At 58.7% G+C, this 21,438-nt stretch carries 18 protein-coding genes; all 18 read left to right on the top strand.

The genetic code is table 11. The features are described 5' to 3' along the window. Positions 1-4: 4 nt before the first annotated feature. The 18 genes from BUA15_RS02530 (at position 5) to BUA15_RS02445 (ending at position 21,432) form a co-directional block, all read left to right on the top strand. Positions 5-640, top strand: a complete 636-nt coding sequence (locus tag BUA15_RS02530) for a hypothetical protein (protein WP_072714370.1) — start codon at positions 5-7, stop codon at positions 638-640. Positions 641-680: 40 nt separating this feature from the next. Then, a complete protein-coding gene (locus tag BUA15_RS02525) occupies positions 681-1,817 on the top strand; it encodes a hypothetical protein (RefSeq protein WP_072714369.1) in 1,137 nt (378 codons plus the stop codon). A 144-nt stretch (positions 1,818-1,961) separates the two neighbouring features. Further along, positions 1,962-3,260, top strand: a complete 1,299-nt coding sequence (locus BUA15_RS02520) for a type IV pilus twitching motility protein PilT (protein ID WP_084660498.1) — start codon at positions 1,962-1,964, stop codon at positions 3,258-3,260. Between the two features lie 50 nt (positions 3,261-3,310). Beyond that, entirely contained in the window at positions 3,311-5,041 is a 1,731-nt protein-coding gene (locus BUA15_RS02515) for a PilN domain-containing protein (protein ID WP_072714368.1), read from the top strand. Positions 5,042-5,047: 6 nt separating this feature from the next. Continuing rightward, entirely contained in the window at positions 5,048-6,004 is a 957-nt protein-coding gene (locus BUA15_RS02510; RefSeq protein ID WP_072714367.1) for a hypothetical protein, read from the top strand. Positions 6,005-6,031: 27 nt separating this feature from the next. Continuing rightward, the gene (locus BUA15_RS02505) at positions 6,032-7,393 is read left to right on the top strand and encodes a type II secretion system protein GspD (protein ID WP_072714366.1); all 1,362 of its coding nucleotides are present in this window, start codon (positions 6,032-6,034) and stop codon (positions 7,391-7,393) included. A gap of 138 nt (positions 7,394-7,531) precedes the next feature. Then, positions 7,532-8,911: a zinc-binding metallopeptidase family protein gene (locus tag BUA15_RS02500; protein ID WP_072714365.1), complete on the top strand. Its 1,380-nt coding sequence runs from the start codon at positions 7,532-7,534 to the stop codon at positions 8,909-8,911. Next, entirely contained in the window at positions 8,908-9,723 is an 816-nt protein-coding gene (locus BUA15_RS02495) for a sugar phosphate isomerase/epimerase family protein (protein ID WP_072714364.1), read from the top strand. Before BUA15_RS02500 ends, BUA15_RS02495 begins: the two co-directional genes overlap by 4 nt. Positions 9,724-9,729: 6 nt before the next feature. Continuing rightward, entirely contained in the window at positions 9,730-10,551 is an 822-nt protein-coding gene (locus tag BUA15_RS02490) for a lysophospholipid acyltransferase family protein (protein WP_072714363.1), read from the top strand. A gap of 74 nt (positions 10,552-10,625) precedes the next feature. Beyond that, positions 10,626-10,913: an Asp-tRNA(Asn)/Glu-tRNA(Gln) amidotransferase subunit GatC gene (gatC, locus tag BUA15_RS02485; protein WP_072714362.1), complete on the top strand. Its 288-nt coding sequence runs from the start codon at positions 10,626-10,628 to the stop codon at positions 10,911-10,913. 18 nt (positions 10,914-10,931) lie between these two features. Then, entirely contained in the window at positions 10,932-13,448 is a 2,517-nt protein-coding gene (locus BUA15_RS02480; RefSeq protein WP_072714361.1) for a YfhO family protein, read from the top strand. Positions 13,449-13,450: 2 nt separating this feature from the next. Continuing rightward, entirely contained in the window at positions 13,451-14,626 is a 1,176-nt protein-coding gene (locus BUA15_RS02475; protein ID WP_072714360.1) for a glycosyltransferase, read from the top strand. A gap of 2 nt (positions 14,627-14,628) precedes the next feature. Then, positions 14,629-15,948, top strand: a complete 1,320-nt coding sequence (locus BUA15_RS02470) for a glycosyltransferase family 4 protein (protein WP_072714359.1) — start codon at positions 14,629-14,631, stop codon at positions 15,946-15,948. Next, entirely contained in the window at positions 15,927-16,985 is a 1,059-nt protein-coding gene (gene wecB / locus BUA15_RS02465) for a non-hydrolyzing UDP-N-acetylglucosamine 2-epimerase (RefSeq protein ID WP_072714358.1), read from the top strand. The genes BUA15_RS02470 and wecB overlap by 22 nt, the downstream gene beginning before the upstream one ends. Next, complete coding sequence (locus BUA15_RS02460) at positions 16,986-18,116, top strand: glycosyltransferase family 4 protein (protein WP_072714357.1); 1,131 nt, start codon at positions 16,986-16,988, stop codon at positions 18,114-18,116. It begins immediately after the preceding gene. 5 nt (positions 18,117-18,121) lie between these two features. Continuing rightward, positions 18,122-19,630 carry a lipopolysaccharide biosynthesis protein gene (locus BUA15_RS02455; RefSeq protein WP_245771892.1) on the top strand — a complete coding sequence of 503 codons (1,509 nt, stop codon included), beginning with the start codon at positions 18,122-18,124 and terminating at the stop codon, positions 19,628-19,630. 51 nt (positions 19,631-19,681) lie between these two features. Beyond that, on the top strand, positions 19,682-20,704 hold the full coding sequence (locus BUA15_RS02450; RefSeq protein ID WP_245771891.1) for a CdaR family protein: 1,023 nt from the start codon (positions 19,682-19,684) through the stop codon (positions 20,702-20,704). Between the two features lie 86 nt (positions 20,705-20,790). Then, a complete protein-coding gene (locus BUA15_RS02445) occupies positions 20,791-21,432 on the top strand; it encodes a hypothetical protein (protein ID WP_072714355.1) in 642 nt (213 codons plus the stop codon). Positions 21,433-21,438: the final 6 nt, after the last annotated feature.

The raw sequence follows: 21,438 nt of genomic DNA, 5'->3' as shown, positions 1-21,438 counted from the left end.
GGCCATGTGGGTCATTTTTGACAATCTCAACGCCCTGATTGTAGGTGGCGTGCTGTTTTTGATGCTGCTGGGAGTCCAGCAGCGAGTAGCCGAGATCAACCTGGAGCAATCGGTGAACTATATCATCAAGCGTCAGGCCAATGATCTGGCTACCTGGCTGGAAGATGACTTGCTGCGGATGGGCGAAAATGTTGACTTTGCCTCAGAGGCGCCCTATGAGAATCCCGTATATGATAACGCAACAGGCGTAACGACCCAGTTCGTATTTTTCCGCGACTCGATTGCCAGCGATGGCTCAACCATTCGCCTGTACGTACGCTATCGTCTGATTTCGGTAGGGAAGCGAGCCCTTCAGGGTGATTCGATAGCAGTGTACCGGCTTCTGCGTGAGGAGCGGGTTGGAAGTGGAAGCTGGCAATACAGTGGTAGCAGTCCGGCCCTGCTGAGCTATTTCAGGATCGATTTGCTGGACCGGGATGCAAAGCCTCTGAGCGATCCGGTGGCGCAAAAAGACCAGATGCAAAATACCCGTGTTCGGTTTACCATGGTCACGCCATTTGAAGTGGCCCGTTCTCAGGTGCTACGACAGGTCTACTATGGGTCAACCCTGCTGGTTCGCAGGATAGATAGCAACTCGTAAACGAGACGTAATCCATTCACCAAAACAGTGAAGAAAAGGTATGGGAAAGATCGCTATTCTACTGGCTGTAGCAGCAGTTATTGGGGGTAGCATTCTGCTGTTGCAGAGCAGCTCAATGCGTTTGGAGTCGGATGAGCGACAGGCGGAGCGTCAGGAGGAGGCACTGGCCCGCGAAATTGCCCGTTCAGCCTACAACCGGATTATTTCACGGGCCCGGCGCCTGGAATCGGCCAACCCCGACTGGAGCCTGGAGCAACTGGTTTCGGCGGTCAACGGCAGCGCCGGGAAGCTGACGGGTCAGCTTCAGGGAGGCAGCTACGAGGCCTGGGTTTATCCGCTGGGGGCTTCGTCCTATGGGGCGGTGGCGATCGGTCGGTATGGGGAGGCGGAGCATCGGATTGGTTCGCATCGGGTGATGCGGGGGGTGTTGGAGGTGGATCAGCCGAGTCAGGTGAAGGTGACGTTTCTAGAGTCGATGGCGGGGTATTGCTCGGCCATCTATCTCCAACGCTTCGTGCCCAGGAACAACAATGGAATGGGCAACAATCTGGGAGGATGTGATCCCAGCAATCCGGCGCTGGGCGGATCGTGCAGCAATCAGCGCGACGTGGAGCTGCGCGGTAACGGTAACGGCCGATACATTGCCCTGGAGCCTGAGTTGGTGTTTGCGCCGGGGAACAATCGGGATGGAGCGGAGGCGCTGTATTCGACGGTGTTGAATCCGGGTGAGCGGGTGAATTTCATTCTGGCCGTCGATGCCGACTTCAACTGCGAGCGGCGCGGCGACACCAGTATTGATATCAATGATCCCTTCTATGAATACACGCGGCCTGCGCTGCTGGAGAGTGTGGGTGATTTTAGCCAGATGCAGGAGGGCATGTACGCTATGATTCAGGCGCATCCGACCCGTCCTAACGTCTGGCGCATTGCCTTTGAGGACCTCATCTTCCCGCGGGCCAAGCTGGAAGATGTCAAGCGGTGGGGATATGGAGATCGGCGCTGGAGACGACGCCGAGGCCCTCAGTGGGGAGAGCGTAACGGAAAGCGCAGCTATGGTGGATGGGGATGGCGCGAAACCGACAGCCGCGGCTACTACAAGTTGCTCGATTTCGGGCACATGCCGGACTTCAGTGACCAGGTGATTGAAATCGAATTCATCCCGGTTCCGGCTTCCTGAGCCTGCGACGGGTCGTATGTGAGCGCCGACGGCGTTGCGGCAGAGGCGCTTCTCCGCTGTAACGCCGTCTTTTTTTACCGGCGAACTTAAGCGACAGACGTAGGAGGCGATATCCGTAAAGGTAACCGATCGGGTGAACGAACCATGTCGAACCCCAATCCCGCGCTGGCCGAAGTGCTGGCGCAGCATGCTTCTGCGTCGCAGCGACCGCGCGTGCGGCCCGTACCGCCTTTGCCCAAGATCTGCAAGACGCTTCTGGATGCGGTGCCGCCTTCGCTTGTGGGCCAGGACCGCGCGCGCTATCTGGCCGAGCAGGTCAACGCACTGCTGGATAAAGACCGCACGCTGCTGCGCGAGCACATGCAGTTGCTGGTGAAGCGCATGCTGGAGCTCAATGCCAGCGACCTGGATATGGGAGGGCCCGCTGCCAATGGATACGTCTGGTACCGCGTGCATGGCGACAAGCGGCCCTACCAGGAAATGGGCACCTACTCATGTGATGAGGCCGCGCTGCTTATTCTGAATCTGCTTACTGAACGGCAGCTCCAGCTCTTTTTCGAAGAGTGTGCGCTTGACTTTTCGTATGAGCTGCCTGTTGAGGGCCGCAATGGCATGCCCCGGCGGTTCCGCGCCACCGTCTACTTCGATATGGACCATGTGGCGCTGAACATGCGCGCCATTAGCGACGAAATTCGTCCGCTCAAAAGCCTGGGCTTCCATCCGCTGATTGAGCGCGGCCTCATGTTTCGGCACGTGCGGGATGGCCTCACGCTGGTGACGGGGGTTACAGGCTCCGGTAAGAGCACCACGCTTGATGCCATCATTGACGCGAACAACGACGACGTTTATGCGCACGTGGTCATTATCGCACGGCCTATAGAATATGTGCACCGTTCGCGCAAATGCCTGATTCGCCATCGCGAAGTTGGACGTGACGTGCGCACCTTTAAGGAGGGGATTGTGCAGGCCCTTCGCCAGGACCCTGACATTATCGTGATCGGGGAGATGCGAGATCCCGAGACCATCTCGGCGGCCCTGGAGATTACCGACTCGGGACACAAAGTCTTTTCCACCCTGCACACCAGCTCGGCCGTAGAGACAATCGACCGCATCGTAGCTGAATATCCGCCCGATGAGCAGGACCGCGTGCGAAATCGGCTGGCTGATGTGCTGCGCTGCGTGATCTCGCAGAAGCTGGTGCCTAAGATCGGGGGAGGGCGCATTCTGGCCAAGGAAGTGCTCTGGATGACGCCCTCAGCACGGGCGGCCATCAAAAACAAGAATATCGGCGAAATCTACCAGATGATGTGGGAAGGCGGAGCACTGGGCATGACCACCCTGGAACAGGATTTGTACCGACTGGTCCGGCAGCATTTGATTACGCCGGAAGTGGCCTTTGATTTCGCCAATAATAAGCGGCGCCTTCAGCAATTGCTCCAGTAAACAGCGGCTCTGCGTTTCCAAACGTTACCGCAACGACGATTTGTAACACCATGAAGTCGAAGCAACAGAAGGTCACGCGTGCCAAGGTCCCTTACGTGCTGGGCGTTACGATAGCAGGACGGACCGTCTATGCCGTGCTGCTAAAGCGCGAGGCAGAAGGGCTGGAAGTCGTGCGGCGATTTACGCGACAGCGCGTAACCCGTTTTGCCAGTGTGCAACAGGGCGTGCCGGAAGTCAAAGGCCAGGAGACGGGAGGCGACTTTTCGATTCAGTTCGGTGGAAGTGGGACTGCAACGCCATTTTTAAAGTCCGAATTTGATCTAAGTGGCGATGGAGCAGGCAGCGAACAGGGACCGCCGGCCGCCATCTTTGTGATGGAGCTTTCCGACATCCTGGCTGAATGCCGGGAAGCGGGCTATGGCGATCCCGAGGTGGCCTTCTGCCTGCCTTCTGTGGATCTGTCCTACGTTGAGTTGCGATTGCCCCGCCGCCTGGCAACCAAAGATCAGGAGACCGGTCCGGTTGATCGCAAGGCGCTGCTGGAGCTACTGGAGCAGCAGGTGGGAACGCCACTTGAGGAAGAGCAGGTGGCCTTCCTGGCCATGACGCCTTCTGATGAAGAGACGCATCGATTTTTGGCCATTTATCCACGTCCCAGCGAGCCGGTAACGGCTACGCTGCAGGCGCTCAAGGCCGAGTCGAATCGCCGGTTGCCACGTACGCGGCTGTTTGAGACCGAAGTGTCGCTATACCTGGGACTGGTTCGGACGGCGCTGCGCCAGATAGCTCCCGAATCGCCGGAAACGCGCTCGCTGGTGCTGCGCGTAGGCGCCGACGACACGCTGGTGCTCTTCATACAAGGGGAGACGCTCCAGCACGCCGAAAGTCTTCGCTCGCTGACTATGCACGACACGCCCGAGACGATCTGCAGCCGCATTCTGCTGTTGCAAGATGAATACGGCATCGGGGAAGTGTCGCACGTCTTCCTGGTGGGCGAGCACGGCGAGACCGAAATCCAGCGAAGTCTGGAGGTCTTTTTTCCCAACGCCCGCATTGAAAACCTACGGCGATATCTGCCGCTGGACGATCAGGAAGTGGGGCCGGGATCGCTGGCAGCGCAGTTAGCTGCCCTGCGTCTGGTGGGGGATCCGGAGTTTTTGAAGGCCTTCGAACCTGTTAACCTCTTTCCATCCAGCCTGCGACGGCGCTGGGAGTTGCCGTTTGGCTGGCAGGTGTGGGCGCTCTATGCGCTGCTTTTTGTTACCACGCTCTTTTTTGTATGGCGTTATCTGACGCTGGAGGCCGAGCTGAACGAACGCCAGGAACGCCTGCGCAGGCTTCCCCCGGCTATTGCCGAAACCGACGCACGGGCGCTCCAGGCCCGCATCGACAGTCTGAATGCACGCACGCAGCAGGCACTCCGGGCGCTCGACGTGCTTGACTCGTTGCTGGTAGGAAGCGACCGCTGGAGCCGGGCGCTGGCGCAACTCTCGCGTGAGGTCGCAATGGTCCGCGGCATCTGGGTTGACAGTTGGCGCCCGCGTACCGATGGGGTCGAATTAAAGGGCAGCGCCATCGCTCGCGACCGCGTTGTGGAGCTGGCTCAGCGTATGAACGGCATCATCCGCGCGCTCACCTTCTCAGAAATTCGCGGGTGGCCGGTGTATGCCTTTGTAATCGAAATCCCGCTGCCCAACGACCTGCCCGAGCCTGCACGCTACCTGCGCGAGCAGTTTGCCGTCAATGCTCAGCCTGTACAGTCCAAACCCTCGAATCCATAAGCAACTATGTGGAAGAAGTACGGCAACGCGCTGCTGCTGTTTGTAGGCTGGTTGATACTGACCGGCGTGGGCATTTACCTGACCTATTTCAAGCTGCCTAGGGCGATTGAACACTACGAAAAGCTGGAAAAGCTGGCGCATATGCGCGAAACTGAAATGGGATCATTACTGGCTGAGTACAGCGCCTCTGAAGAGCGCGCGCGGGAAGTCGAAAGCCGGTGGCGCTCGCGCTATCGATACATCCCGGCATCGTTGAGTACGCCCGACGTCGTGGCGCGCCTGAACGAACTGTCGCGACGCGGCTTTGAAACCTTCAATGTGCAATTCATAGGAAGCGGACAAACGCAGAATGTCAATTACTACACCTTCCGCATTGAAGGCCGAGGCTATTTTCATCACCTGTATCGCTTTGTCTGGGAAATTGAAAACAGCCCCGAGCTTTACCGAATCCGCCATCTTTCGCTGGACCACATCGACCTGGTCAAGGCCGACCGCGTCAGCGGTAAAGAACGCATGATGATCATGGTCTCGTTCAATATGCTACTGGAAGCCTACTATGGTGGATTGCCCGATCTGCAGGTAGCGCACCTGGCTGACAGTTTGTACCGGCAACTGCCCCGTGCTGTCTTTCCAGAAAAAAATCCACCGGTTAATCCCTTCTATCCGGGCATCCTGGAGCAGCTTCCGCCAAACACCGACAACCTGGTAGACATCGAGCAGGCTACGCTGGTCTCTATCGTAGGGGACCGTGCCGTCTTTCAGGACGCTTCCGGGCTGCGCACGGTAAAGGTCGGGGACGCCGTGTACCTGGGACAGATTACGGAAATTGATCCGGTGGAAGGCCGAGTGGTGGCCCGGCTGAATCGTGGGGGCATTCTAGACGAAGTGGTCTTGCACCTGGAAACCGGTGAACGCTACCGGCAGGCACTGGGCCCCGTCTTGCTGATGCCCTTAAACCAGTAAATGGAAGCTAACCCGAAAAGAGTTGCCATGGAGCACGTGCAGACGAGAACCTGGATCGCGACAGCACTTGGTTTGCTACTGATTGGTGGACTGCTGACCTGGCCCGGTCTGTCGCAGGATCGCCCACCGCAACGGGTGATGCGCACCTACGTGCCCCCTGATCAACTGGTGTCGTTTTTGCCCACCACACCGCTCAATCAGTTTTTTGAGCTGCTCAATCCAATCTTTCAGCGGGTGACGGGCAAGCAGATTATCGATCCTGAAGAACGCACCGAGCCTATCGGAATTTCTATCTCAAGCATGCACTTTTTCGACGCTTTTGAGCTGGTGCTTCAGACAAAAGGCCTGACCTATCGGGAAACCGAAAAGTTTTTCATTGTCGAACAGGCTCCTGAAAAGCCAGAGGTGATTATCGGGCCTCGGCGGGCTGAAGCGGCTCCCCAGCCCGAACTGGTTCAACCCGCTACGCTTGAAACAAGAGAGATCCAGATCAATGCCATTCTGTTCAGCGTGAACCTGACCAAAGCGCGAGATATCGGCATTAACTGGGATCAATTCTTTGGGCTCAATGTCGGTGCGGGCCAGGGAGGCGGTGCCGGCGGAGTAGGAGGTGGGGGAGCAGCAGGAGGTGTGGCCGGCCAGGATAATGTGCAGTTCTATCTGAAAACCGATAAGCTGTTTGATCCACTCCAGCCCCTTATTGAAGCGCCCGAGCGTATCAACTTTCGGCAACTGACCAATTTCTTCCGCTTTCTGGAGACAGAAGGAATCGGCGAGACAATTGCCAGTCCGCAGATCACGGTGCAAAGTGGAGAGCAGGGGCGCATCCAGATTGGCTCAGACGTTCCGATCCAGACCCGGGACTTTGCCGGCAATACCATTACCCAGTTTGTGTCAACCGGTATCATTATCGACGTTACACCTACCCTTATTGTAGCCCCGGTAGCCGACACGGCGGGCGCCCCGCTGGTCGAATTTGTGCATCTGGATGTGCTGGTCGAAAATTCCAGCGCAACGCCTTCCCCGGCCGGCCCCATTATTGACCGAAACACTGCCGATACGCAAGTGCTTCTGCTGGATGGCGAGCAGACCATTATTGGCGGACTTTACTCAACGCGCGAGTCGATTGCGCGGAAGGGCGTTCCGCTTTTGAAGGACCTACCTTGGTGGTTTTTTGGGCTGCGGTACATCTTCGGCCGCACGCAGCGCACCATTACCCAGACTGAACTCCTGATCGTGCTGCAGGTGAAGATTCTGGATCCGCTCACGGTGCGGGCCCAGCGGCCGCTGGAGCGCGACCTGCTGGAACGCAGCCGCCAGGAGCTTCGAGAACGGTTGGAGCGGTTCAGTCAGCAAGCGATGCGCCAGGCGCGCATGCCGCGTGATTGACAGGAAACTAGAAGATGGCGGGTAGCAGGCGGGAAGCTGATTTATCAGCTTCCCGCTTTTTGTTCGGCCCAGCATCCGGCGAAACGTAATAAAGGGCTTGAGGGTTAAGTCCTGACTCTTAGGTGTGCTGCGCGCGGCATGTACCGTCTACTGCCAATTCTGGGGCTGACGATCGGGGTAGCGACCTGTGCACCGGCACCACGTCCCCCCGCGGAAGAACGGATTCAATTCCATGAACCGGACGATCCGCTTTTGCTGGCGGAACATCTGGACGTGCTGCTGCAGCCTGCTATGCGGGAACGGGTGACCGGTTCGCGTAGCTTTGCCTTAGCTGCACGGTACGTAGCAGATCGCATGCGAGAGTTTCGACTGCAGCCGGCACTAGCAGGTCGCTACCAGCTTGTCTACGAAGCACGTGTGCATTTGCCCTGGCCGGTCACCCTGGGATGGGCGGATCGGGACACGGCTGCTTTTTATCCCGGACTGGAATTCTGGCCGGATGCGCGTAGTGATACCGGACGCGTAGTGGCCGACCGCGTAGCCCTCTGCGCTGTGCCAGATGGGTGTCCGTCTGCTCCGGTCTGGCTGCTGCCGGCAGCGTTTGCCAAAAAGGTACCGGCCGTGGCACGTGCTCAGGGGGTGCAGGCAGTGCTGCTGGTGGGACCATTGCGGCCAGAGCTGGCGCACGCGCCGATTGCTAACCTGAAAATCCTGCAGCTAACGCCGAATGCGGCCGGACGCCTGCTGGGGCTGTCGCCGTCTACGCTGACAGCGCATCTAACCGGCGCGGAGGCTGTGGCACTTCGGCTCCGCCGTCCCCTGCGGTTGCGCGTGCAACGGCTGGACGAGACACAGGTGGGAGCGCTCAATGTACTGGGATTTGTGGCCGGCAAAGATCCCTTGCTCCGCGCCGAGCTGGTCATTGTATGCGCGGATCTGGATGCTATTGCCCTGCCAGGCACTTCTTTGCTATTCGATGGCGCCCATCTGGGAGAAGGGGTCGCAGCGCTGCTGGAGTTGGCGCGTTTTTACAGCACACTGGCTACCTACTGGCCGCTTCCTCAGCGCACGGTATTATTCGCCGTCTGGTCAGGGGCTCGTCAGGGATACCAGGGACTGCAGGCCTACCTGCGCCAGCCTCTCTGGGAGCTGAACGCTACCCAACGAATTATCTATCTGGATCCGGATCCTGCAACGTTGCCGCATTTGCAAGAGCTCGTAGCGGCCTATGGGCTCACGCTGAAGCCGGTGTTGCTGCCCGACTCGGTGCAAGTCGAGCGACAGGTATTCTGGAACGTCCCCTCAGGGTGGCAGCAGGCCTATCAACGGATCTACAGGACCTCACCCGCTGTTTCACCCCCGGACCCTGAAGCGCTTCGGGTTCGTGCGTTGCAACGAGCCCGCATGCTGGTTCGGGCAGCGCAGGCAACGCTGTTGTCTGAAGTAATTTTGCCGGAGCCCTGGGAACCCGTACGTGAAGATACGCTCCCATTGCCTGCTTTGGAGCATCGCCCATGATTCCTGCACTTTTGACAGATACCGTAACGCTGAACCTGGACCGTGCTCTTTACCTGACCTTGCTGTGGGGGTTAGAAGGAGTAGAGCTGCGCACGATTGGCAGGCCGTCCGACCGCGTGCCTTTTGTTAACGAAGAAAAGCTGCGCCGGCGCTTGCTGGAGAATGAACTGCCTGCTGTAGCGATTGTACCTGGAATGTTTGAGGGATCGGTGAGGGATCGGCGTACATGGATGAATGAAATTGCTGCTTTTGATGAAGTGCTGAGCTTCTGCCGGCGCATTGATTGTTCCTGCGTGGTGGTGTCAGCATTTGCTGCGGAGGAGGAAGTGGCGATAGAAGAAGCAGCGCAGGCACTTCGAATGGCAGGCGATAAGGCGGCTGCCTATCAGGTGCGCGTGGCGGTATTGAACGAACCAGAAAGCGCGTTTCCTACCGGCAAAGCCCTGGCCGAGCTGCTGGAAGCAGTCGATCACCCGGCGGTAGGCGCGGCCTGGAATCCGGCTGCGGCTTTGAAGGCGGGCGAGAACCCTGTTGCGGGAGGGCAGGCGCTGACAGGGCGTATCTTTCTGGTGCGTTGCAGTGACTGGCGGATCGATCCAGACCGAGGCGTCTGGGAACCTGCTCCCTTCGGAGAAGGGGCCGTGCAATGGTACGCCCAGCTCCAGTTGCTCCAGGCAATGGGATTTACCGGGCCGCTGAGCCTCGAAGTGCATGCGGAACCCCGCGCAAAGCGAGGGTTTCACGATGCGTTGCGCTTGCTGAAGCTGCTACGCCAGACGCGAAAATCTTCCACGATGACTGCTGGAGGCTAATGGGCTATGGCCGCTGAATCTGTCAAGGAGACGTCTTCCATAGCGCCTTTACTGGCCCCCGCACCTGTCGAGGCACCCGTCGAGGGAGCACCGCCAGCTACGCTGTGGACGCGGCTGCATTTCTTCTGGTTTGTTGGAGTCGGCCTGCTTAGCACGCTGCTGATTGCCCCGCTGCAGGTGATCACGCACCGCTTCCGGCCCACAGCCGCCAATTTTAAGAAATGGGCGCGACGGTGGGCCGGCATGATTCTGCGTGCCTGTGGCTGGCGGGTTGTCTGGGAAGACCGTGCCCGGCTGTCTCCAGGGCAGCCCTGTCTGTTTGTGGCCAATCATCAGTGCGCCCTGGATATTCTGGTGTTGTCGCATGCGCTGCCTTATCCCTTCGGCTTTGTGGCAAAGGCTGAACTGGAACGTGTGCCTGTGCTGGGATGGGCCATGCGGCATTCGGCTTCGCTGTTTATCGACCGAAACAATCCAAGACGGTCGCTGGAGAGCTTACGGCTGGCAGGTGAACGCATCCGGCAGGGCCATCCGGTGCTACTCTTTCCAGAAGGAACGCGCGGCTATCGACCAGAGCTGCGACCTTTCAAAAAAGGAGCTTTTCTGCTGGCTGTCGAGGCTGGCGTTCCGCTGATTCCAGTAGTTATCTGTGATAGCTATCGCTGCCTGGATGAGCGCCGCATGGTTTCACGGCCCGGTACAATTCGGGTTGTGATCGGCGAGCCCGTGCCGACCGAAGGGTTGCGTCGCCGACATCTGGCCACGCTGATGGATACCGTGCAGGCGCGCATGCAGGCGATGCTTCGAGAGGCAGGGAACCACGCGTAGGGCTACGTGGTAGCGCACGCGCCCGAGGTTTGGTATCTTGACAGGCCAGGCAGCATCAACCCGCATGCACCACCATGGCGATCTCTATTGAGGAAGTCCGCTACATTGCACGGCTGGCTCGTCTTGAGTTTTCGGAGGAAGAAGAGCACATGCTGGCCGAGCAGATGGGAGAAATTCTGGATTACGTAGCCAAGTTGAATGAACTGGACACCCGCGACGTCCCGCCTATGTCGCACGTACTGGATCTCTACAATGTTTTTCGGGAGGACTCCGTCGTGCAGCGCATTTCGCACGAAGATGCGTTGCGTAACGCACCCGATGCTGACAGCGACTACTTCCGGGTGCCGAAAGTAATTGAATAACCGCAGGGGCACGTGTTTATGGCTGCGCAGGCCCGCTCGTCGCGCTCCAAAAAGGCGGCTGCAGCACATCGGCCCGCCTGGCATGACGCCTGGGAACGCCTTGCCAGACCCTATCAGCATTTGCTCTGCTTGCTGTTGCTTTTGGCCCTCTCGCTTGCCTTTTTTGCGCCCATTCACTTCGGAGGCAAGCAGTTGATCGGTAGTGATACGGTCAACTGGCGTGCGATGGCCCAGTCGGTGATTGCCTATCGCGATTCAACAGGCACCGAGCCGCTCTGGGCCACCAATGCCTTTGCAGGCATGCCGGCCTACATGATTTCCTATCCGGCCAAAGTGCCGCAGATTGATAATCTGCTGGGATGGCTACGGGGGTTCCTCTGGCCAACCTCGCATTTTTTCTTTTTACTGGCCGGCATGTATGGGGTGGTAGTCTATCTGACACGCCGCCCGCTGGCCGGTGTGCTGGCAGCGGTAGCCTATGGATTGACTACGTATATCCCGATTATTTTGAAAGCGGGGCACAATTCGAAGTTTATTGCCCTGTGCCTGGCTCCCTGGCTGGTGCTGGCTTTTGTGCACGTGCTACGGCAACCTCGCTTGCTCTCCGGATTACTGTTCGCCGTAGCGCTGGCAGCAAACTTGCGCGCCGGACATGTGCAGATTACCTACTATGTAACGTTTCTGCTAGGACTCTGGTGGGTGGGTGAGGGCATTGCGGCCTGGCGTGCGCATCGATGGGCAGGGTTTGGACGGGCGACCGGATGGCTGGCCTTGGGAAGTGTCCTGGCGCTTCTGATGATCGCCCAGCCCTACTGGCCGGTCTATGAGTACAAGCAGTACACCATACGCGGCGGTAGTGAAGTGACCGGCAGGGAGGAGGGGCTGGACTGGGACTATGCGATGGGCTGGAGCCAGGCGCCAGGCGAGCTGATTACCCTGCTGATTGCAGATGCCTACGGAGGAGGCAGTCCCACCTACTGGGGACCCAAGCCTTTTACAGAAGGCCCTCACTATGTAGGCGGAATCGTACTCTGGCTGGCCCTGCTGGCGCTCTGGCGTCGCCGGGAACGCACCGTGTGGATTATTGGAGGCGGCACGCTGCTTATGATTCTCTTTTCGTTGGGCAGCTACTTTCCGCTCCTGAACCGCTTCATGTTTGAATACTTCCCCCTGTTCGACGCCTTTCGCGTGCCGGAAACGTGGTTGAGCACAGCGGCACTGGGCCTCGCTTTACTGGCTGCACTGGGCGCGGGCTGGCTGTTCGTAGCATCCAGACAGGGACGGCCGCGTTCGTTGCGGCCGGCTTATCAACTATGGCTGGGGTTGACCGGACTGGTGCTGGTGCTCTGGCTGGCGCGCGGCAGCCTGTTTTCCTTTGAGCGCCCGGGTGAAGTTGCACAGCTCGCGCAACAGGTGGCCGCGGCCAACAACGTGCCGCCCGACGATCCACGGCTGCTGCAGGTGGTGCGCCAGTATGTAGCCCAGCAGCGAACCGAACGCGCCGAGCGATTTGGCCGCGATGCGCAGCGCACGCTGCTTTTCCTGCTACTGGCCGGTGGACTTCTGTGGCTTTACGATCGGCAACGGCTTCCTGGATGGGGAGCGACGGCCGGTCTGGCACTGCTCATCACAATAGACCTGTGGGGCGTAGGACGACGCCACCTGAATCAAGAGGTGTTGACAGACGCGCAGGCCATTACCGAACTCATTCCAACCTATTCCTTCGACCATTTTCTGTTGGAGCGCCAACAGGAAGTGGGCGGACCGGGACACTTTCGGATCCTCTCGCTGGAGCGCAGCGATCCGATGACAAACGCCCGGCCTTCCTATTATCACGAATCGATCGGCGGCTACCACGGGGCCAAGCTACGGCTGTTTCAGGATTACATTGATCACCTGTTTATCGATCCTACCACCGGCCTGCCGCGCTCCCGAGCGCTGGACCTGCTGAGCGTACGCTACGTGGTCGTGCCGGCTGGAGCTTCGCTGCCGAACATGCGGGTCGTGTTTGAGGACGACCGCTGGCGCGTGTTGGAGAATCCTACCGCGCTGCCACGTGCGTTCCTTGTAGGACGTTATGAGGTGATAGCCGACCTGGAAGCGCATCGCCAGCGCCTGCTGGACCCCACGCTGGATTTACGCCAGACGGTACTGTTGCGAGAGGCGCCCGGCGTCAACGTAGTCCCTATTGATTCAACGAGTACGGCCCGGGTCCGTCTCGTGCGCTTCGGCCCTCGCGAGATTGTCTGGGAAGTGAATACGGACGCCCCGAGGCTCCTGGTCGTAGACGAGATCTACTATCCAGCCGGATGGCAGGCCACGATCGATGACCAACCTGTGCCCATCCTGCAGGCCAACTATCTACTCCGAGCCGTGCCGGTGCCTGCAGGGATGCATACGGTGGTGATGCGCTTTGAGCCGCGCAGCCATCGGCTGGGCATCGTTCTGGTATGGATAGCAACCCTTCTGGTTTATGGAACCATTGTCCTTATGTATGGCATATCCTTTTATCGAAAGCGTTTTGCTAAAAAGTGAGTATGCATGTCTTGTTGATACCTTCCTGGTACGCTATAGCTGAAAATCCCCAACGAGGAATCTTCTTTAAAGATCAGGCTAAAGCGCTGCACCGAGCAGGAATTAAAGTAGGGGTTATTTTTCCCGAGATTAGAGGCATCTCCAGTTTAGGATGGAAGAGATTAATATCCTATCGTTTTCAGATAGAATCTGCTTCCACAGAAGGGTTTCCGGAATTGTATGTGCGCGGTTGGAAGATTTTTTTCAGGAGAATGGAAGCGTGGTTTTTTGTCAGGCAATCAGCACGCCTGTTTGCAGCATACGCCGCACAGTATGGACGGCCTGATCTGATCCATGCCCATGGTGTTCTGTGGGGAGGAAGCGCAGCCCGGCAAATCGCAGCTACATGGAATATTCCGTATGTAATCACCGAGCATAGCTCGGCATTGGTGCAGCAATCCTTACCCGCATGGCAGTATCGGACTGCTCGCCGAGCGTTTCGACAGGCCTGCGTTCGGATAGCAGTCAGTCAGGCGCTGAAGCAGGTCTTGCAAAGAAAATTTGCTATATATGATTTTGAAGTCATTCCCAACCTTGTAGAGGCAGCTTTTTTTAAAGCTCCTGAAAGAACGCCTGCAATCGAGTGTTTTCAATTTATTACAATCTCTAATCTAAAAAGAGAAAAGGGAATAGACTATCTGTTACATGCCTATGCGACGGCCTTTGGAAAGGATCAAAAGGTGCGATTATTAATCTGCGGAGATGGTCCGGAGCGAGCGTCGCTTCAACGGTTAGCGCAGCAGCTTGGCATAGCGGAGCGCGTCCATTTTCGCGGCCGATGCACGCGTGAAGAGATACGCCAATGCCTGTGGCAATCTCATGTTTTAGTGCACCCCAGTAGATATGAGACGTTTGGAGTTGTTCTTATCGAAGCGATGGCGACTGGGTTGCCGGTTATTGCTACGCAATGTGGTGGACCCGAGGAGATTGTTCTGCCTGAAACTGGTATGCTGGTAGAACCGGGGAATGTAGCAGCACTTTCCGGCGCCATGCGGCAGATGTATACCGCCTATGATTCATGGAAAAAACGACGGAAATACATTCGAGAATATGCTGTAAAACATTTTGGTGAACAATATGTAGTTCATAGACTGGTTCAAGTTTATAGCAGGTGTTTGAAAAAGGTTGAGGCGTCATAAATATGCGGTATGTGTTGCTGGTAACGTACTATTTCCCACCTGCGGGGGGAGCAGCCGTGCAGCGGTTTTTGAAATTTGCCCGCTATCTTCCGGCATATGATTGGCGGCCGGTGGTGCTAACGGTTCGCTCCGAGGATGCTGCCTATCCGTTTCGCGATGAGGCCCTGGAGGCAGAGGTTCCGGTTGAGGTCCCGGTGTTTCGCACGCGCACCTGGGATCCATACGCAGCTTACGCCCGGTGGCTGGGCCAGCGCAAAGAGGAGGCGGTGAGCGTAGGATTTGCAGGACGTCCCCACCAGCGCTGGAAAGAGCGCTTGGCGCGCTGGATACGGGCCAACCTGTTTTTGCCGGATGCCAGGGTCGGATGGGTGCCGTTTGCGCTGCGCGCGCTGCCCCGCCTGCTTCGGCAGTATCCGATCGAAGCAATTGTCACGACCGGACCGCCGCATTCAACCCATCTGATCGGGTATCGGGCACAACGGCGCTACCGGCTACCCTGGGTAGCCGACCTGCGCGACCCCTGGACGGATGTCTATTACTACGAGATGCTACCCATGACGCGCTGGGCACGCCGACTGGATGCCTGGATGGAACGACGGGTGCTGGCGCAGGCTCAGGCGCGCGTTGTGGTGACGCCCACCATGCAACGCACGCTCCAGACCAAAGGCCTGTCCGCCGTATGCATTCCCAATGGATACGATCCGGCAGATTTTGAGGCAAGCCCTCCCCGCGCTACTCATGATTTCTGGATCACGTATGCCGGCAGCATGGGGCCAACCGCAAACCCTGAAGGATTATGGAAAGCGTTAGTGCAACTGAGGGCCAGCGGACTTCCCATCCGGGTGCGTCTGATCGGGCTGATTGACGCGTCGGTGCGCCAGGCCCTCATGCGCCATCACCTTGCGGAGCAGGTAGCCCTCCTGCCGTTCATGCCGCGTCGACAGGTGCTGCCGTACCTGCGGGAGAGTGCGCTACTGCTGCTGGTCATCAACCGAACGGCCGGTAATGCGGGGATTGTGACCAGCAAACTGTACGAATACCTGGGAAGCGGGCGGCCGGTGCTGGGGATCGGGCCAGTGCAGGGTGATGCCGCCGCCGTTCTGCAGGAGACAAAGGCCGGCAAGATGTTCGACTACGACGACGTAGAAGGCATTGCTGCCTATCTGCGTCGGCATTACGAAGCCTGGGCGGCCGGTCGGCCCCTGCCCGGGGCACTGCCCACGCTGGCCCAGCGATATAGCCGGCCGTACCTGGCAGGCGAACTGGCTCACTTGCTCGAGGAAGTAACCCGCTCGGTACCATGCGAGTCTGCAGCATCGTAGGCGCACGCCCCCAGTTCATCAAAGCAGCGATGGTGAGCCGAGCGCTGGTCGATGCTGGCATAGAGGAAGTGCTGATTCATACCGGACAGCACTACGATGATAATCTGAACCGCATCTTCTTTGAGGAGCTACGCCTGCCACCGCCCCAGATACATCTGGGCGTGGGCTCTGGTACCCATGCCGAACAGACCGGGCTGATGATGATCCGACTGGAGGCGGCGCTGCGCAACATGAAACCGGCACCCGACTGGGTCCTGATTTACGGCGATACCAACAGTACGCTGGTCGGTGCGCTGGTGGCCTCTAAACTGAAGCTGCCGCTGGCCCATGTAGAAGCCGGACTGCGTTCGTTTAACCGGACAATGCCCGAGGAAATCAACCGCGTGGTGGCCGATCATCTGTCCCAGTTGTTATTTGCCCCGACGCCTACGGCCGTCGAAAATCTGCGGCGCGAAGGAATTACACGTGGCGTGCATCTGACAGGCGATGTAATGCAGGAAGCCGTCTGGTGTTATGCCCGGAGGGCGCAGCAACAGGTACCGCTGACGCATCTGACGGGGCATGCACCGGGCCAGTACTATCTAGCCACCGTGCATCGGGCAGAGAACACAGACAATCCGGTTCGGTTGCAGGGTATCTTCGAAGGGCTGGGACGGTTAGAACTACCTGTGATTCTGCCGCTGCATCCGCGCACGCGCGCTCGCCTGGACGGTAGCATTCGCATTCCGGCTAATGTGGAGCTGCGCAAGCCAGTGGGCTATTTGGCCATGCTAACGCTGGTGCAGCACGCACGTGCCGTGCTGACCGATTCGGGTGGTCTGCAGAAAGAAGCGGTCTGGCTGGGCGTGCCGTGCATTACCCTGCGCGACGAAACCGAGTGGATAGAAACGCTTGAAGGCGGTTGGAACCAGCTAGTGGGAGCCGATCCAGAGCGCATTGCCGCGGCGGCTCATCGCCAACCAACCGGCCCAGCCCCGACTTTGAAAAACGGGGCGGAAGCCCCTTCGCAACACATTGTTCGCCTACTGCAGGGATAGATGAAACGCGCTACAGTGGTTCATCTTTCGACAGTACATCATCCCCGGGATATCCGGATCTTCCACAAAGAAGCCCGCACGCTGCAACAGGCAGGATATTCCGTGGAAATCGTGGCGCCCGGCGAGCGCGATGAAGTGATAGAAGGTATTCAGATTCGGGCGTTGAAGGGACCGAATCGTGGGATCCGACGCTTCACGCAAACCAACCGGGAAGCCTGGCGGCGCGCATGTGCCTATCCGCAAGACGTTATTTTTCATCTTCATGATCCCGAGTTGCTATTTGTGGGGTTTGCGCTAAAACGGAGGGGCTATCGGGTCATCTACGACGTCCACGAAGACACGCCCCTCTGGCTACTTTACCAGCACTGGATTCCACGGCTAGCTCGGCGCCCACTTAGCCGACTGTTTGCTTATCTGGAACAACGGGCCGTTGCAAGGCTGGACGGCATTGTCGTCGCGACCGAGCCGATTCAGAAACGATTGCGCTCGCCGCGCACAATTGTGGTGAGAAATTTGCCCTTGAGAGCTGAATTTGCGACGGATGCAGGCATGCCCTATGCAGCCCGTGCTCCTCTGGTCGTGTATGTAGGGACGCTGACGCGTTTGCGTGGCATTCAGGAGATGATCCAGGCTGTCGCGCTGCTCAACGAGCAGGGATGTCCAGTTACCCTCCATCTGGGCGGCGCTTTCCATCCACCGACGCTGCAACAGGAAATGGAACGACTGCCTGGCTGGCAGTATGTCCGCTACGCCGGCTGGCAAACGCGTGAGGCCGTGCAGCAGGTGCTGCACAGGGCTCGGGTGGGGCTGGCGCTCATTCATCCGGGCAAGCATTATTCTCATGCTTATCCTACCAAGTTGTTTGAATACATGGCAGCCGGTATTCCGGTGGTGGCCAGCGATTTGCCTCTGATTCGCGAAATTGTAGCTCCTGCTGAGGCCGGAATACTGGTCGATCCGCGCGACGTGCGCGCTATTGCGGAAGCCATTCGCTGGTTGCTGGAGCATCCAGGCGAAGCGCAGGCGATGGGACAACGCGGACGCCGTCTGTTTCTCACTTCCTTACACTGGGAGCGGGAAGCAGCCAAACTGCTGGCGCTGTACGAACGCGTAGCTAGCCCGCAATCCTGACCGTCATGTCCGCAAGGCACGCAGCTCCTTCAGGTATGCTGGGCCGTCTGCTTCGGCAGGGCAGCATTTATGCCGTAGGCAATCTGCTCCTGAAGGCCAGCGGGTTGCTGTTGGCCCCGCTGTATCTCAACACGGCACTGCTGCCTCAAGAATCCTATGGGTACCTGGTGTTGCTGGAGGCCACCGCCCAGTTGCTGCTTCCCCTCCTGGGGCTGGGTATGACGACCGGACTCTTCAAATTTGCAACGGATCCGGCTCGCCGAGCTGATCAGGAAGCAGTGCCCTTTACCGTGCTGAGTGTGTCGGTTGGCATGGCCCTGCTTGTGGTTGTTGTGAGCGGAGGGAGTGCTGGATGGCTAAGCGCCAGGTTGGGATGGCCAGAGGGCGCGCCCATTTTACGTCTGTTTGGGGGCTACCTGGCTGCGAAGATTGTGGGCGGCGTCCCATTGGCATTTCTCCGGCTGCGGGAGCGGGCCTTGCTGTATACGACAGCCATGCTTCTGGAGACCACCCTGTTTATTGGTGGGGTATACTACTTTCTGGCGCACGCCCATCTGGGGCTTCGCGGGGTCGTGCAGGCCATGGTGCTTGCTTCCGGCAGCAGCGCGCTGGTGCTGGTAGGCGGCATGTTGCGGGTCATTCCGTGGCGCTGGAGTCCCCACTTGATAGGGGCGCTCATGCGTTTTGGCGTACCGCTGGCGCTGGCTGGCGTGGCCATGCCGGTCCTTCATGTCGGCGACCGTTATCTGCTTGGATGGCTTGCTGGGCCTGAAACGGTTGCCGTTTATGGATGGGCAGCCCGCCTGAGCGGCGTGCTCAACATGCTGCTGGTGCAGAGCTTCCAGTTAGCCTTTGCCGTGATCGGCCTGAAAGCCCTGGGCGCGCAGCCAGCAGGCGAAGCGACCCTACATCGGCGAACGTTTCGGCATTACAGCATCTGGGGCGGCTGGATTGTGTTGGCACTGTCGCTGAGCGCTTATGACGTGACCGCGTGGCTGGCATCTGACCCGGTTTACCTGCAGGCAGATCCGCTGGTGCTGCCGCTGAGCCTGGGCTATTTGCTATTAGGCCTCCATAACATCTTTGTCAACGTCTTGCATGCGGCTGGCGAAAGCCGGTTTATTGCCTGGAACGTGGTAGGAGCAGGCCTGCTCAACGTTGCCTTGAACCTGTGGTGGATTCCGGTGCTGGGTGCGATGGGGGCGGCACTGGCCACCGTTGTGGCGTATGGGGTGCTGGCTGGCGGGGCTGCCTGGCGGGCTCTTCGCGTGCGTCCTACCACGTACCCCTGGCGCGTGCTGGGCCTTACAACGGCCATTGTGGTGGGATTATTTTTGCTGGGCTTACCAACCCTTACGTGGCCGGCAGCAGCGCGGCTAGTCGGACGGGGGCTGCTGGTATTGCTCTATGGATTGCTGGTGGTAGCGTTTCGGCTGTATCGCTACGAAGAGCTTCAAGAAGGGTGGCAATGGCTGCGCCGCAGATGGCGGCTGCTTCGAGCAGCAGATGATTAAATTGCAAAAAGCTGGTGCGGCGCTCTATATTGCGGTGCCCTGGAGACGTCCATGCAAACTTTCTGGGCTGAACGGACTGTGTGGAGCGAAATCACGCAGCGCTTCCCATTGTTGCAGCAGCTTTTCAGCCGGCGCACGCCTGCAGGTGACGGACGCCGCCCAGAGCGTGGCCCTTCAAAAGGCACGGTCATTACCATTTGCATTCTAATTTCTACGCTCCTCTGGTTTACATTTACGCTCCAGGAAACCTATACCGCGACGCTAAATCTCCCCGTGCGGGTTGTCAATCTGCCACCCGACCAGGCGCTGGCCATGCCGCCGCCACAGGTCGTGCGCGTGCAGCTTCGCGGAGAAGGCTATCCGCTCGTGCAGCTCTATTTTAATCCTCCCACTGTTACGCTGGACGCCCGGCAGGACGTAGTCGATCTGACCGGCATAGATCTGAACCTGCCGCGCGGTGTGGTTGTGGAAAGCATTGTTCCGCAGGTTGTGGAGCTGCGAAAAGAACCGCGCGTAACCCGCCGTCTCCCGGTTGAACTGCGCGTTGTGATAGAGACGCCTCCCACGCATGATCTGCTTTATCCGCCACGCATTGATCCGGACAGCGTGCAGGTTTCAGGAGCGGCTTCTATTGTAGCCCGGCTTGCTGCCTGGCCAACTGAGCGGATGCACCTGCGCGAGGTGCGCGATTCCCTGTCGCTCCGGGTGCCGCTGGCTGATACGCTGCGGCCACTGGTAACCGTCGTCCCCGAGGCCGTGCAGCTATACGTTCGGGTGGTACCCTTCACCGAAGGCGTCCGAGAACTGGCCGTTCGCGTAACCGGAGTGCCCTCCAGCCAGCGGATGGTAACCCTGGAGCCGGCTACCGTGCGCGTGCGCTTTCGCGTTCCCCTCTTCCAGTACGAAGCAGCGATGACAGCACCCGACTTTTTTGCAACTGTTCCTTATGAAGTCATCCGCGCCGATACAACCGGACGCGTACGGCCTATTCTTCACCTGCCCGACGGGGTTGTCATTCGAGACGTTGTAATGATTCCACCGGCGCTTCGCTACTACAATGTGCTTATTCAGTAACGGTTTTGTCTCTTTTTGCTGAAACCGAAACAAGGCGTAAGCCCTCTCGTTGGAGCGAACGGCGCTGAAATCGGAGTGCGGCCCCTATGACCCTTGAGACCGATCACTCGGAGTACTATGTGGACACGCCGCGTGGGCTCTTTACGGCGGCCGGCCACTGGTTTCGCACAACGGAAGCATTACTCAGAACCTATGCGGGGCCGCTGCTCGCACGCGAACCGCTGGATAAACTGCTGCGCCAGGCCGACACCTGGCTGCATCTGCCTGCGCTGCTGATGCTCTGGACACTCCTACCGCTGCTGTGGCTATGGGAGCCGGCAGTAGCTGTTGGCCTGGCGTTAGGCGTATATCTGCTGAGCAGCCTGCTGCTACCGTTGTTGATTCTTCGGCCGCTGACTCCGATACTGAAGGGGCTGGCCAACCCCTGGCTGCAGGGCGCTGCCTATGTGGTGGGACTAACTGGCCTGGCCTGGCAAGGTCACCTGCTGGCAGTATGGACAGGGCTGGCTGTTTTTGTGTTGATTCGATGGGGAGTGCTGGCCCGCCTGCTCCGGCCGCTGCTGGATCGTCTGCATGCAGCGCTGTATCCCTTACCGCTGCCTGACCAGGTGCTGCGCTCGCTAATGCTGCGGGCTGCTCTGACCCACCGCGTGCCTTTACCGGAATTGCAGGCGATGGAGCAGGAACTCCTGCAGCGCCTGCGCCAGCTTCCCTGGAACCGAACCTGACCAGAT

The sequence above is a fragment of the Rhodothermus profundi genome (genome assembly GCF_900142415.1).
GTDB lineage: Bacteria > Bacteroidota > Rhodothermia > Rhodothermales > Rhodothermaceae > Rhodothermus > Rhodothermus profundi.
Note: the sequence above shows the minus strand (reverse complement) of the source record. Positions and strands in the feature narration are given on the sequence as shown.

Coding starts and splice junctions, on each gene's coding strand:
- BUA15_RS02450 (WP_245771891.1), top strand. CDS start 19,682: ATGCAAACTTTCTGGGCTGAACGGACTGTGTGGAGCGAAATCACGCAG.
- BUA15_RS02460 (WP_072714357.1), top strand. CDS start 16,986: ATGAAACGCGCTACAGTGGTTCATCTTTCGACAGTACATCATCCCCGG.
- BUA15_RS02455 (WP_245771892.1), top strand. CDS start 18,122: ATGTCCGCAAGGCACGCAGCTCCTTCAGGTATGCTGGGCCGTCTGCTT.
- BUA15_RS02500 (WP_072714365.1), top strand. CDS start 7,532: ATGTACCGTCTACTGCCAATTCTGGGGCTGACGATCGGGGTAGCGACC.
- BUA15_RS02475 (WP_072714360.1), top strand. CDS start 13,451: ATGCATGTCTTGTTGATACCTTCCTGGTACGCTATAGCTGAAAATCCC.
- BUA15_RS02470 (WP_072714359.1), top strand. CDS start 14,629: ATGCGGTATGTGTTGCTGGTAACGTACTATTTCCCACCTGCGGGGGGA.
- BUA15_RS02515 (WP_072714368.1), top strand. CDS start 3,311: ATGAAGTCGAAGCAACAGAAGGTCACGCGTGCCAAGGTCCCTTACGTG.
- wecB (WP_072714358.1), top strand. CDS start 15,927: ATGCGAGTCTGCAGCATCGTAGGCGCACGCCCCCAGTTCATCAAAGCA.
- BUA15_RS02525 (WP_072714369.1), top strand. CDS start 681: ATGGGAAAGATCGCTATTCTACTGGCTGTAGCAGCAGTTATTGGGGGT.
- BUA15_RS02520 (WP_084660498.1), top strand. CDS start 1,962: ATGTCGAACCCCAATCCCGCGCTGGCCGAAGTGCTGGCGCAGCATGCT.
- BUA15_RS02510 (WP_072714367.1), top strand. CDS start 5,048: ATGTGGAAGAAGTACGGCAACGCGCTGCTGCTGTTTGTAGGCTGGTTG.
- BUA15_RS02490 (WP_072714363.1), top strand. CDS start 9,730: ATGGCCGCTGAATCTGTCAAGGAGACGTCTTCCATAGCGCCTTTACTG.
- gatC (WP_072714362.1), top strand. CDS start 10,626: ATGGCGATCTCTATTGAGGAAGTCCGCTACATTGCACGGCTGGCTCGT.
- BUA15_RS02445 (WP_072714355.1), top strand. CDS start 20,791: ATGACCCTTGAGACCGATCACTCGGAGTACTATGTGGACACGCCGCGT.
- BUA15_RS02530 (WP_072714370.1), top strand. CDS start 5: ATGTGGGTCATTTTTGACAATCTCAACGCCCTGATTGTAGGTGGCGTG.
- BUA15_RS02480 (WP_072714361.1), top strand. CDS start 10,932: ATGGCTGCGCAGGCCCGCTCGTCGCGCTCCAAAAAGGCGGCTGCAGCA.
- BUA15_RS02505 (WP_072714366.1), top strand. CDS start 6,032: ATGGAGCACGTGCAGACGAGAACCTGGATCGCGACAGCACTTGGTTTG.
- BUA15_RS02495 (WP_072714364.1), top strand. CDS start 8,908: ATGATTCCTGCACTTTTGACAGATACCGTAACGCTGAACCTGGACCGT.